Origin of the sequence: Bradyrhizobium sp. USDA 223 (assembly GCF_044909005.1) — a bacterium.
Lineage (GTDB): Bacteria > Pseudomonadota > Alphaproteobacteria > Rhizobiales > Xanthobacteraceae > Bradyrhizobium > Bradyrhizobium yuanmingense.
The window spans coordinates 5,443,624-5,455,972 of sequence record NZ_JBIYDR010000001.1; the positions used below are offsets into that span (position 1 = coordinate 5,443,624).

Annotated in this window: 14 protein-coding genes; 5 read left to right on the forward strand and 9 right to left on the reverse strand. The window is 66.3% G+C overall.

Annotation, left to right across the window (positions count from 1 at the left end; genetic code table 11):
• Positions 1-83: 83 nt before the first annotated feature.
• The 6 genes from ABIA40_RS25270 to ABIA40_RS25295 all read right to left on the reverse strand — a co-directional run bounded on the left by ABIA40_RS25270 (position 84) and on the right by ABIA40_RS25295 (position 4,849).
• Complete coding sequence (locus ABIA40_RS25270) at positions 84-761, reverse strand: hypothetical protein (protein ID WP_157284956.1); 678 nt, start codon at positions 759-761, stop codon at positions 84-86.
• A 125-nt stretch (positions 762-886) separates the two neighbouring features.
• Complete coding sequence (gene greA / locus ABIA40_RS25275; protein WP_157284957.1) at positions 887-1,369, reverse strand: transcription elongation factor GreA; 483 nt, start codon at positions 1,367-1,369, stop codon at positions 887-889.
• A 55-nt stretch (positions 1,370-1,424) separates the two neighbouring features.
• A complete protein-coding gene (locus ABIA40_RS25280) occupies positions 1,425-1,952 on the reverse strand; it encodes a hypothetical protein (RefSeq protein ID WP_404543749.1) in 528 nt (175 codons plus the stop codon).
• A gap of 278 nt (positions 1,953-2,230) precedes the next feature.
• Positions 2,231-2,569: a hypothetical protein gene (locus tag ABIA40_RS25285; RefSeq protein ID WP_036009769.1), complete on the reverse strand. Its 339-nt coding sequence runs from the start codon at positions 2,567-2,569 to the stop codon at positions 2,231-2,233.
• A 175-nt stretch (positions 2,570-2,744) separates the two neighbouring features.
• Complete coding sequence (locus ABIA40_RS25290) at positions 2,745-3,263, reverse strand: hypothetical protein (protein ID WP_271541478.1); 519 nt, start codon at positions 3,261-3,263, stop codon at positions 2,745-2,747.
• 38 nt (positions 3,264-3,301) lie between these two features.
• Positions 3,302-4,849, reverse strand: a complete 1,548-nt coding sequence (locus ABIA40_RS25295; RefSeq protein WP_157284959.1) for an acetolactate synthase large subunit — start codon at positions 4,847-4,849, stop codon at positions 3,302-3,304.
• A 341-nt stretch (positions 4,850-5,190) separates the two neighbouring features.
• Between ABIA40_RS25295 and ABIA40_RS25300 the strand changes: the two genes are divergently transcribed.
• Together ABIA40_RS25300 and ABIA40_RS25305 are read left to right on the forward strand one after the other, a co-directional pair.
• The gene (locus ABIA40_RS25300) at positions 5,191-5,691 is read left to right on the forward strand and encodes a L,D-transpeptidase (RefSeq protein ID WP_404546346.1); all 501 of its coding nucleotides are present in this window, start codon (positions 5,191-5,193) and stop codon (positions 5,689-5,691) included.
• Positions 5,692-5,762: 71 nt separating this feature from the next.
• A complete protein-coding gene (locus ABIA40_RS25305; protein WP_036036088.1) occupies positions 5,763-6,578 on the forward strand; it encodes a DUF2927 domain-containing protein in 816 nt (271 codons plus the stop codon).
• 19 nt (positions 6,579-6,597) lie between these two features.
• Here ABIA40_RS25305 and ABIA40_RS25310 read toward each other — a convergent pair whose 3' ends face one another.
• Both ABIA40_RS25310 and ABIA40_RS25315 read right to left on the reverse strand, forming a co-directional pair.
• Positions 6,598-7,626, reverse strand: a complete 1,029-nt coding sequence (locus tag ABIA40_RS25310; protein ID WP_404543754.1) for a YcjF family protein — start codon at positions 7,624-7,626, stop codon at positions 6,598-6,600.
• The gene (locus tag ABIA40_RS25315) at positions 7,623-9,092 is read right to left on the reverse strand and encodes a YcjX family protein (protein WP_271541471.1); all 1,470 of its coding nucleotides are present in this window, start codon (positions 9,090-9,092) and stop codon (positions 7,623-7,625) included. The genes ABIA40_RS25310 and ABIA40_RS25315 overlap by 4 nt, the downstream gene beginning before the upstream one ends.
• A gap of 185 nt (positions 9,093-9,277) precedes the next feature.
• On the opposite strand from ABIA40_RS25315, the gene ABIA40_RS25320 reads away from it, so the two are divergent.
• Together ABIA40_RS25320 and ABIA40_RS25325 are read left to right on the forward strand one after the other, a co-directional pair.
• Entirely contained in the window at positions 9,278-9,973 is a 696-nt protein-coding gene (locus ABIA40_RS25320) for a hemolysin III family protein (protein ID WP_036009743.1), read from the forward strand.
• A 41-nt stretch (positions 9,974-10,014) separates the two neighbouring features.
• A complete protein-coding gene (locus ABIA40_RS25325; protein ID WP_128266575.1) occupies positions 10,015-10,809 on the forward strand; it encodes an SDR family oxidoreductase in 795 nt (264 codons plus the stop codon).
• A 163-nt stretch (positions 10,810-10,972) separates the two neighbouring features.
• Here the strand turns inward: ABIA40_RS25325 and ABIA40_RS25330 are convergent, their stop codons facing one another.
• Complete coding sequence (locus ABIA40_RS25330; protein WP_404543756.1) at positions 10,973-11,431, reverse strand: MarR family winged helix-turn-helix transcriptional regulator; 459 nt, start codon at positions 11,429-11,431, stop codon at positions 10,973-10,975.
• A 141-nt stretch (positions 11,432-11,572) separates the two neighbouring features.
• Between ABIA40_RS25330 and ABIA40_RS25335 the strand changes: the two genes are divergently transcribed.
• Entirely contained in the window at positions 11,573-12,349 is a 777-nt protein-coding gene (locus tag ABIA40_RS25335) for an SDR family NAD(P)-dependent oxidoreductase (RefSeq protein ID WP_404543759.1), read from the forward strand.

A 12,349-nucleotide genomic window follows, 5' to 3' on the forward strand; every position in this document is an offset into this window, starting at 1 on the left:
GCAGTCCAGAATCCTTCTGCGGAAAGACTCTGGATTGCTTCGTCGCAAGGGCTCCTCGCAATGACGGTGGAGAGAGCGGCGCCTCACATCGCGCGCTGTGGGCGCCAGGCCGTGTAGAGGCCGATCAGTGTCCCCATGGCGACCAGCGCGGCCGCCAGCAGCACCTGCAATTCGCCATCGTCGGTGGGGCCGATGGACGACACCAGCCGGGATACGATGACGAACAGAATGCCCACTGCGGCCGCGGCCCCCACGCAGAGATAAGCGAGCTCGCGCGTCAGGCTGCGGCCGAGCAGTCCGAGCGCGGTGAAATACATCGAGCAGGCGTTGGGATGAACGAACAAGGCAATGCGCGCATAGCGGCCATAGGCGTCGAACAGCGACTCGCATCGGCGCAGGGCCGCCTTCGAGGCCACCCGCTGCAGAAACGGCCTGAAGAAACGCGCCTGTCCATAGCTGAGAACGGCGCCCAGGATGATGGCGAGCCACGCCGCGAGGAAGACGGAGCCATCCACGGCCTTCGGACTGAGCGCCACGGACATCAGAATGAGGGCGGTGCCGGGAAAATAGCCGAAATACGGGAAGACCGCTTCCACCAGCACGCAGGCGAACATGAAGGCTGGAAACCATGCCGACCCGGCCGCACCATGGACGATGGCGTTCAGGTCGAACAGGCTCGTCCTGTAGAGAACGAGGTACATGCACATGGCGAGGCCCGCCAGCGCATAGAACGGCAAGGCTCCAGACAAAAACCGTCTCATCCAATCATCAACTTCGTTTGGCGGAGACGACGGCCTCGCGCTGTTCCGGATCATGCTTTAGGCGAATGGGATTGCTGCTGTCGATGGCGCTCTTTGCCACGCGAACTTCCCCGGGGTGCCCGCCTCTAGGCAATCGACAGAATCTCGATCTCCTGCGCGCCAGAGCCGACGACGTCGCCGACCGCCTTGCCCATCAGCGACCGCGCGACCGGCGCGACGAACGAGATCGAGCCGGCCTTGGGATCGGCTTCGTCCTCGCCGACGATGCGGTAGGTCTGGACGCGGCCGTCGGCGCGGCTGAAGCTCACGGTGCTGCCGAAGGCGACGATTTCGGTCGCGACAGGATCGGGCATCACCTGCGCCGTGCGCAAGCGTTCGGTGAGATAGCGGAGATCGCGCAGGGGCACGGCGGACTGCCGGCGCTTCTCGTTGACGTCCTCGATGGCTTGCGCGGCTTCATAGGCCGCCCGCGCTTCGGCGAGCTGCGCCTGCAATGCGTTGAGGCCTGCTTCCGTCACGAGGTTCGGATGCGGCGAGATCGGGCGGTCCGGCAACAGCGTCTCGGACGCGGTTTCGGCGCTCTCTTCCTTGGTGAAGGCGACGCTCAATTGAAGATCCTGTCGAACTGTTTCGCATGCGACGCCATGGCGCCGACGACCGAGATTATATCTCAAGTTCGACGAAACGGCGGAGCTTGAAGACGAGGTCCGGCACGGCCTGGCGGAACCGGGTTGCGTTCCGGAAACTGGTGGAGAACGGCGCGAAAGTGAGCATCGCGTTCCAGTGCCGGTAACCATAGACCGTGACCGAGACGCCGGAACTCGGGAAGTTGTCCAGCTTGCGCAGCTCGCCGAGCACGAGATCGGCGATCGCCTCCGCCGGCAGCAGCCGCTTGCCGTCACGCGTGGTTGCGATTTGCGCGGGCGGCTCGGCCGGCTCGGCGGCCGCCGCTGCGGCATCGGGCGCGCTCTCGGCTTTGGCCGCATCGGATCCGGACTCGGACTTGGACTCGGACTTGGACTCGGACTTGGACTCGGACCTGGACGTCGCGGCCGGCTCCACGGGATCCGCCGGAACGATCGGCGGGACCTCGGCGAGCGGAGGCGGTGCAACAGGGTCTGCGCGCTTGTTGCCTCCCAGGATGCTGCTGATCATGGCCACAAGGCCGGCATCCTTCACCTCGTCGCTCATCATTCCCCCCGGGCTTCGGCCTACTCTAGCACCGCTCGCGCAGACCGCCACCGGCGATGTGGCAGGGCTATCGCACATGGGAGCTCTTCCCTTGCGGCCATCCTTCGAGACGCCCGCTTTGGCGGGCTCCTCAGGATGAGGTCGGAGTGCGCGGCAGCAGCTTCAACGAGCGCTGGTGCCGCAGAGCCTCATCCTGAGGAGGCGCGTAAGCGCCGTCTCGAAGGACGAGGCGTGCGCGCCGGCCGCGCCACAAGTCATAGGCGATAGCGTGCGATCCGTTACTGCTTAGCGAACGGAATGTATTGGTGGTATCGCTTGGGCACCGAGCTGCGGTAGCGCGCCGGCACGGTGCCGGTGTCGACCGAATGATCGATCTCCTGCTGGCGGGTCATCTTCTTCTTCGCCGGCTTCTTCGACGCGCTCTTCTTGCCGTCAGTAGGCTGGCTGGACGTGTCGGTGGTCGCGCTTGGCGCTGTGGTCGTCGCAGCCGGCGCAGTGCTTGTCGCGGCAGGCGCAGCGGTTCCGCCCGTGGCCGGCGCGCCCTGCGCCAGCGCGAGCGGCGATTGCATCATGAGCATCAGCGCTGCCGTCGCAGCCAGCAAATATGATTTCTGCATCAGAACCTCCAAAGTGCCTGATCCGAATGAGCCAGCGTAGGCCTCCGGCATCGACGCGTGCAAGTCCGCCCAAGATAGGCCTGATCGCACGCCGAAACTGTGGTGGGGGTCACACTCCCGGCATGGTCTGCCTCACGACCTCGCAGCGCGCGCAGGTGCGCAATGGCGCGCTCGGCTATGCGCGAGCTGCGCGGCCGGCCTCCTCCAGTCGCGAGGCGAACCAGCGTGACAGCGGCTCGTCGACGGCACCGCTGACATAGACCTCCGACATCGTCACATGTTGCCTGTCCAGCACCAGGAGCAGGCCGATCCAATAGGGAAACCAGACATGGACGTCGGTCAGCGCCCGCAGCTTGTGCTGGTCGTGATCGAGCGGTGTGTGGTTGCTCGCCTTGCGGATCTCCACGGCGAGCAGATTGTTCGGGATCTCGCGCTGATGCACGACGACATCGGGGTAGATCGACTTACCGAGATGGTCGTCGGTCGAGATGATGGTGCCGTGCGGCAGATGCAGCGTGCGCTCGCCGAGCCGGTCGTAATTGCAGTCGACCGACCAGCCCGAAAACTGCTTCTCCAGATGCACGGCGAAACGGTGCGTGACCGCCCGCTCGCCGACGTCCTTCTCGAACAGGAAGCCCTCGTGGGCGTAGAAGTCCCTGACAGAAGCGATCACCTTGTTCAGCTCGGTCTGCATCGTGCCTCCGGGCTCACGGCGCTCTGTCTGCTGCCGCCCTACATCTGAACTTCGATCAGGCGCGGGCCGGGCTCGGCGACGGCCTCTGCCAGCGCCTTGTTGAACTCGTCGGCGTTGGTGACGGCGCGGCCGGGAACGCCCATGCCTTTGGCCAGCGCCACGAAGTCCAAGGTCGGGCGGTCGAGGCGGAGCATGTCGTTGGCGCGCTGGCCGGGCTCGCCGGCGCCGACATTGTCGAACTCACCGCGCAGGATCTGGTAGATGCGGTTGGCGAACACGATGGTGACGATGTCGAGGTTCTCGCGTGCCTGGGTCCACAGCGACTGGATCGTGTACATCGCGCTGCCGTCGCCCACCATGGTGATCACCTTGCGGTCCGGGCAGGCGATCGCGGCACCGATCGACAGCGGCGTCGAGAAGCCGATCGAGCCGCCCATGTTCTGCAGCCAGTCGTGCGGGGCGGCCGCCGCCGTCGGCGGGAAGAAGCCGCGGCCGGTGGTGAGGGATTCGTCGACCATGATCGCGTTCTCGGGGATCGCACAGGCAATGGCCTGCGCGATGGAGGCGAAGGTGAGCGCGCCCGTCGGCTTGACCAGCTCCTGCAGCGCCTGCGGCTTGACGTCCCTGGTGCTGGCCTTCACGGCGCCAGCGAGCGCCTCGAGCGCGGCGACCGAATTCTCGCCCCAGGAGGTCATGCGATGCACCTCGCAGCCCTGCGGCTTGAGCATGCTCGGCTTGTTCGGATAGGCGAAGAACGCCACGGGGTCGTCGGACTCGACCAGCACGATGTGACGGAATTTCGCCAGCATCGGCAGGGCCTGATCGATGACGTAGTGGATGCGGTCGATCGAGAAACGGCCACGGCCGCGCGCCATCTTCGGACGGAAGGTCGGGCCCATCACCGTGCAGCCGGTCTTGCCGGCGATGCGCTCGGCCAGGGCCAGACCCTGCGCGCTCAGCGCGCTGCCGGTCATCAGGAGCAGCGTGCCTTCGCCGTCGCCATGCAGGATCTTTGCGGCCTGCTCGACCGCCTGCGGCGAATAGCTGGCGCGCTGCTGCTCGGCCGGAACCTCGGCGATGCCGTCGGCCTCGTTCCAGGCGGTATCGGCGGGCAGGATCAGGGTCGCGATCTGCGGCGGCGCGCTTTTGGCGGCGGCAATTGCCGCGGCGCCGTCGGCGGCGACCGATTTGGCATCCGGCGAGGTGCGGACCCAGGACGACATCGGCCGGGCCAGGCCTTCGATGTCCGAGGTCAGCGGGGCATTGTAGCCGATGTGGTAGACGGCGTGCTGGCCGACGATGTTGACGATGCCGGAATTGGCCTTCTTGGCATTGTGCAGATTGGCAAGGCCGTTGGCGAGGCCGGGGCCGAGATGCAGCAGGGTCGAGGCCGGCGTGCCCTTCATGCGGAAATAGCCGTCGGCCGCGCCCGTCACCACGCCTTCGAACAGGCCGAGCACGCAGCGCATGCCGGGGACACGGTCGAGCGCCGCGACGAAATGCATCTCGGAGGTGCCGGGGTTGGTGAAGCAGACGTCCACCCCGCCCTTGACCATCGTCCGCACCAGGCTTTCCGCACCGTTCATTCTGTCTGCTCCCGCAACCGGCATTTCCAGCAATCCGTTCGATCAATCATTGTTCGCGCCGCCCGTCAAAGCAATAGCGGGCATTGCGGCCCTGCCCCGCGTGGTGAGACGCGGATTTGGCTAACGCTTTCCAGCAAATTGGCGCAGTTGCGATTTGGTAACGTCAGTCGTTAACGATGCGACCCTCACGGGCCCGTGGCTTGCGAAACGCGCGCAAATATGGCCTCTGGGTCCGGTTGAATCGATTTTTTCTGGGGGAGATGATGATCCGGTTTTTTGCCGCTCCGATGGCCGCAATGGCGCTGCTGCTGGCTGGCGCAACCGACGCGTCCGCGACGGGGATGATAGACTTCACGGGCACCAGTTCCACCAGCTATATCGGCCGCGGCGGCGCGAGCCCGATCCCCCGCACCACCGTCATGTATAACGGCACCTACGCCCCGGGCACCGTCGTGGTGAACACCGCCGAGCGGCGGCTCTATTTGGTGCTCGGGAACGGGCAGGCGCTGCGCTACGGCATCGGCGTCGGCCGCGACGGCTTCCGCTGGGCCGGGGTGCACAGGATCACCGCCAAGAAGGAATGGCCGGACTGGACGCCGCCCTCGCAGATGCTGGCGCGCCGGCCGGACCTGCCGCGCCACATGAAGGGCGGCATCGACAACCCGCTCGGCGCCCGCGCCATGTATCTGGGCTCGACGCTGTATCGCATCCACGGCTCCAACGAGCCGGAGACGATCGGTCAGGCCGTCTCCTCGGGCTGCTTCCGCATGACCAACGACGACGTCACCGACCTCTATAGCCGCGTCTCGATCGGCACCCCGGTGGTGGTGCTGAACAACTGACCAGGAACCCGCGCGGCGCGTGAATTTGCGCTCTTGTGCACGCGGGGCGAATGCGGCAGCGTCACAGCACGATGAGCGCATTCGTCCCGCCCTCGCCCGGCTTTCGCTTCGCCCTGCTGGCCCTCGCGACGCTCGCCTGCGCGCCTGACATCGCACCCATGGCTGCCGCCGGCGAGCTGCCCGCGGTGTCCTCGCGCCAGCGCGCCGAGAAGAAGAGCTTCACCGACGGCGAGATCATCGAGGGCTTCCTGAAGACGGCATTCGGCGCCGAATACCATCTTGCCGGCCGCGTCGACCGCATCCGCAAGTTCGACGGGCCGGTGCGCGTCTACGCCGAGAGCGACCGCGAGGATCGCAAGACGCAGCTCGCCAAGGTCGTGGCCGACATCGGCAAGCGCGTGCAGCATCTCGACATCGCCATGATCGACACCAACGAAGCGGCGAATGTGCGCGTGAAGCTGGTGCGCGACCGCGATCTGTTCCGCACCATCTCGAGCTTCTACGGCGCCGAGAAGGCGCGCGAGATCCGCTCCTCGCTCGATCCGCAATGCCTGTCCGGCTTCCGCAAGAACGACAATTTCGAGATCGAGCATTCCGACGTCATCCTCACCGTCGACAACGGCGATTTCACCTTCCTCGATTGCGCCTATGAGGAGCTGCTGCAATCGCTCGGGCCGATCAACGACACCACGAGCGTGCCCTGGACCATGTTCAACGACAACGTCTCGATGGGCTATTTCGACGTCTACGACCAGTACATCCTCAACCTGCTGTACGATCCCCGCATCAAGGCGGGCATGACCGTGGCGGAGGTCAAGGCCGTGCTTCCCGCCGTCCTCAAGGACGTGCGCGCTTGGGTGAAGCGGGCGAATAATCTGAAGGAGTGAGGCGGTCCAAGGGAGCGATCTACTCGTCCCCGTCCTTCTTCCGCAGCAGATCCGTCGCCAGATCCGACAGCTTCGGCGGCGGCAGGGCCGCGAACGGCAGCGGCCGCGTCACATCGATCGCGGCCAATCCCAGCCGCGCCGTCAGCAGCCCGTTCAGCACGCCTTCACCCAAGCGCTGCGACAGCTTCGCCGCGATGCCGTGGCCGAGCATCTGCTGCACCAGGCTGTCGCTCGCGGCCATGCCGCCGGTGATGGCGAGATGGGCGATGACGTGGCGAAGCAGGCGGATCATGCCGAGCGCGCCGGCTCGGCCGCCATAGAGATAAGCGAGCTGGCGGATCAGGCGCAGCGCCGCCACGAACACGAACAGCACGTCGATGGCGGCGCGCGGGCTCACCGCCGTCACGATGGAGACTTTTTGCGCGGCCGAGGACACCAGCCGCCGCGCCTCGGCGTCCAGCGGCGACATCAGCTCGCGCTCGGCGAGGCGGATCATGTCGGCGCCGTCGATGATCTCGCCGGCGTGGCTCTCCAGCGTCGCGCGGGCGCGCGCCAGCTGCGGATTCTGGTGCGCGATCTTGAGCAGGTCCTGGACGATGACGCGGCTCTCCTTGCGATCGTCGCTGGCCAGCACGGAAGCTGCGCGCTGGTGCAGCTTCTCGATGGTCGCAAGGCGCGCGAGACCGAACGCCTCGCGTCCGATCACCACGGCAAGCGCCAGCGCGGTGACGGCGGCGAAGGCAAGCCCGACGAAGCCGAGTGTCTCGTTGCGCGCGAACAGATCCTCGATCAGGTGGACCACGCCGAGCCCGGTGCCGAGCAGCGTCAATCCGGCGAGCCCCGACCAGAACAGCGTGCCCCAGGGAAAGCCGCGCCGCGCCGGGACTGCGGCTTGCACCGGCACCGGCAGCATCGCCGGATCGGGCTCCGGCGTGATCTGGATGGTGACGCGACCGAGACGGCCGGTCTCATCGGCCTCGGCGACGACGACGCCGGGATCGTCGAGCCGGAACGTCGCCGGCCGCCGTGGCTTGGATCGCTCGGTCATGACAGCTTGTCTCCGATCAGGAACTGCAAGGCACGGTCGAGGCGGATGTGTGGCAGCGTCGGCTCTTCGGCACCCTCGCGTTCGAGCTTCGGCGGGCGGAAGCGCAGGAAGCGGAAATCGCTGTTCCCGGCCGCCGCCGTCGCGAGCCCGCGGAACGCATCCGTGCCGTTGAACAGCGGTTCGGGATCGAGCGGAAGATCGCCCGGAAAGGTCGCAACCTCGGTGTTGCCGTCGAAGAACTCGCCCCCGGCGCTTTCGCCCGCGGCGGGTGTTCCGAGGATCGACGGCAGCTTGTCGCGGCCGTGCGCCACCTGCGCTTCGCGCGTGGCGCGCACCGCGGCCAGCGCCACGACGTCGATCGCCGCGCCGGTGTTTTCCGCGCGCGCGACCGCGCGCGCGACCGCGCGGCGCAGCACGGCCTCGAGCCGGTCGTGGCTCGAATGATGCAGATGATCCGCCTTGGTCGCGGCGAACAGGATGCGGTCGATGCGCGGCCGGAACAGGCTGGAGAGAATCGTGCTGCGGCCGGTGTTGAAGCAGTCGAGAATGCCTGATAGCGCGGCTTCGAGATCGTGCAGCGCCTCGGGGCCTGAGTTGAAAGCGGAGAGCGCGTCGGCCAGCACGATCTGACGGTCGAGCCGCGCGAAATGATCTCGGAAGAACGGCCGCACGACGACGTCCTTGTAGGCTTCGAAGCGCCGCACCATCATCGCCCACAGCGATCCCTCGCCCGCCTGCCCGACAGCAGGCACGTCCAGCGGCGCAAAGGTCAGCGCCGGCGTATCGGCGAGATTGCCAGGCATCAGGAAGCGGCCGGGCGGCAACAGGCTCATCGCAAAGCGCTCGTCGCGGCAGGCGCGCAAATAATCGGTGAAGAGCTTTGCGGCCGTCAGCGTCGCCTGCTCGTCCTCGCGCGATTCGGGCTTGAGCGTTGCGAGATGACTGTGCCACTCGGCCGCGAGATGCGCGCGCGGCGCCTCGCGCGACAGCGCCAGGCTCTCCGCCGACCATTGCTCGTAGCTCTTGTGAAGCAGCGGCAGGTCCAGCAGCCATTCGCCGGGATAGTCGACGATGTCGAGCGTCAGCGTTCGGTCGGCGCCGTTCGGGCGCTGGTAGTCGATCACGAGCCTGAGCTCGCTGATGTCCACGGTCGAGCTCGGCCAGCGCCGTTCCTCGATCAGCGCGCGCAGATGGGTCTCATAGGCAAAGCGCGGCACGGCATCGTCCGGCTGCGGCGCCAGGTGCGCCCGCGCGATCCGGCCCGAGGCATAGGCCTCGAACACCGGAAACCTGCCGCCGCGCGTCAGTCCATGGATCAGCGCGGTGATGAATACGGTCTTACCGGCGCGCGACAGACCGGTGACACCAAGCCGCACCGTCGGGTTGAAGAAATGCTCGCCATAGTCGATCAGCGCCCGCGCCGACAGCCGCGCTTCCTCGACCATATCCTGGAAACTGAATGCCATATGAACGTGAGGGGATCTCGGGCGAGGGATACGCAAAACGGATTAGTCACAAAAGTGGCAATTGCCTGAAGAAATTCAAGCTTTCATACTTCCACCGCCTTTCTCGGCAAATCAGCCGTTTGAACGACCCGCCGGTCCCGAAACACCCATCGAGAGGGCATTGCCTCGAGCCTTTGCGGATTGCCATGACCGTCTTCCAGTTGAAGCAGCTTGCATCCTCTTCCGTCCACGCCGCAGCCGACGCGATCGGCTGGGACTACGATCGTGCCGAGCTGATCGCCGACGGCATCGTCCACGGGATCGGCGTGCTCGCGGGCATCATTGCCGCGACGGTGCTGGTGGTGCTGACGGCGGTCTATGCCGACGCCACCGACATCGTCGGCGTCTCCGTCTATGTCGCCGGCCTGCTCTCGATGCTGGTGCTGTCGGCGACCTATAATCTCTGGCCGGTCTCGCCGGCTAAATGGCTGCTGCGCCGCTTCGACCATTCCGCGATCTATCTTTTGATCGCCGCGACCTACACGCCGTTCATCCTGGAGCTGAAGGACAGCGTGTTCGCGTTGGTGCTGCTGGCCGGCGTCTGGTGCGTGGCAATCCTCGGCATCGTGCTGAAGCTGCTCTATCCCGGCCGGTTCGACCGCGTCTCGGTCGGCATCTATCTCGCGATGGGCTGGAGCGGCATGATGCTCTACGATGCCGTGGTCAGGGCGTTGCCCACGCTGGTGCTGGGCTTCATCCTTGCCGGCGGCCTGCTCTACAGCTTCGGCGTGATCTTCCACGCCTGGCGACGGCTGCGCTTTCAGAATGCGATCTGGCACGGCTTTGTCTTGGCCGGCGCGGCATGTCATTATACCGCGGTGCTCGACCTCGTGTTGAGCTGAGAAGTTTCCGCGAAGCGGTATAAGACGAGAGGAGACGTCGCATGCAGGTGACCGGCAAGGTCGTGGTCGTCACGGGCGGCGCAAACGGCATCGGCAAGGCGCTGTGCGAGGCCTTTCACAATGCGGGTGCGGCCAAGGTCGTGGTCGCGGACATGGACGCCGCCAATGCGCGAGCGGTCGCGGCCATGGTCGATGGCGCCGCGTTCAAATGCGACGTCGCGCAGGAAAAGGACATCGTCCACGTCATCGAGGAGACCGAGCGGCAGTTCGGCCCGATCGCGCTGTTCTGCTCCAACGCCGGCATCGGTGGCGGCTTCGATCCGATGTCGGAGAATGCCGGCGGCGCTTCGGACGAGCCGTGGCAGCGCAGCTGGGCGATCCACGTCATGGCGCATGTCTATGCGGCACGGCATCTCGTCCCCCGCATGAGGGCGCGCGGCGGCGGCTATTTCCTCAACACCATCTCGGCCGCGGGCCTGTTGTCGCAGGTCGGCAGCCCGGCCTATTCGACGACGAAGCACGCGGCGGTCGGTTTTGCCGAGAATCTCGCGATCTCGCACAAGGCCCACAACATCAAGGTCTCGATCCTCTGCCCGCAGGGTGTCGACACCAACATGCTGCGCTCGATTCCCAAGGGCCCGCAATCCGGCGACGGCGACCTGACGCCCGAGCAAGTGGCGAAAGACGTGCTCGCCGGCCTCGAGCAGGAGACGTTCCTGATCCTGCCGCACCCGCAAGTGCTCGGCTACATGCGCAAGAAGACCGAGAATTACGACCGCTGGATCGGCGGCATGGCCAAGATCCAGGCGCGGATGCGGGAAGAATTCGGGAAGTGACCGTTAGGTGCTCCCACGCTAGACGCTGTCATGCCCCGCGGAGGCGGGGCATCCAGTATGCCGCCCCCGTCGGCTCAACCACAACCGTCTCAGAGTACTGGATCGCCCGCCTTCGCGGGCGATGACACCGAGCGTGTAGGAGCAGCTTCAGCAACCTCGCGCATCACACCACCGCCACCGTCTCCCCCACCCGGCTCGCCCGCAGCGCGCGCGCATAGAGCATCATGCCCTCGCACACCGTGCGCTGCTCGGCCGGCGTCAGCGCCGCTAGCGCGCCGCGCACCTGCTGCCGGCCGAACGCATGGAGGGCCTCCAGCGTGCGCCGGCCCTTCGCCGTCAGCGATAGCAGCTTGCTGCGCGCATCCGCCTCGTCCGGCGTCTCCTTGAGCTCGCCGCAATCGATCAGCTTGCGCACCAGGCGGCTGACGCTGGATTTCTCCAGCCGCAGGAAATCGCCGAGCTCGCCCGAATTCATCGGGCCGCGGATGCCGATCTCCAGGATGGTGTGGACCGCCGAGGGCGGATAGCCCGAGGCCGCCACCGTGGCGTCCATGAAGCCGAGTTCGCGCACCATCAGACGCGAGGCGGCGCGGATGTCGTCAATCAGCGAAAGCTCGGCCATGGCTTGACTCAACCCATATAGTTGTATCATACAACTATATGGGCGCAACGGCGCGCGCAAGTGACTTGGAGTCCAAGTGTCTTGGAGTCCAAGTGTCTTGGAGTCCAAGTGTCTTGGAGTTCAAGTGTCTTGGAGCGGACCATGAGCGGAGCTTTGCCGGCAGGTCAGCGGATGAGCGGCAAGGTCTGCCTGGTCACGGGCGGCGGCAGCGGCATCGGGCGCGCGACGGCGCTGCGGATGGCTGCCGAAGGGGCGGAAGCGGTCGTCGTCGCCGGCCGGCGCGAGGCCGAGATCGAGGCCACCGCCGCCGCGTGCCGCGAGCTCGGCACGGAGGCGATCGCGCTCAAGACCGACATCACTGAGGATGACGAGGTCGCGCGCCTCGTAGCCACAGCCGTCGGGCGCTGCGGCCGGCTCGACGTCGCTTTCAATAATGCCGGCTTCCAGGAGCGCCGCGCGCCGCTGGAGGAGCAGGGCACGGAGATCTACGACAGCGTGTTCGACACCAATGTCCGCGCGCTGTTCCTCTGCCTGCGCCATCAGTTGCCGGCGATGCTGGCGCAGGGGCGCGGCAGCATCGTCGTCAACACCTCCGTCAGCGGGGTGCGCAATCCCGATCCAGGCTTTTCGCTCTACTCGGCCTCAAAGGCCGCCGCAATCTCGCTGACACGCTCGGCGGCGATGGAGAACGCGCCGCGTGGCATTCGCATCAATGCGATCGCGCCCGGCCGCGTCGTCACAGACATGATGCTGCGCGCCGGCGTCGGCGATGTGGCAACGGTCGGTGCGGGATTGCCGCTGCGGCGGATGGGCAGCCCGGAGGAGGTCGCCGAGGCGGTGGTGTGGTTGTCGTCGGATGCGTCGTCGTATGTCGTCGGGCATGTGCTCGCGGCGGACGGAGGTTTTTTGGCGTCGTGA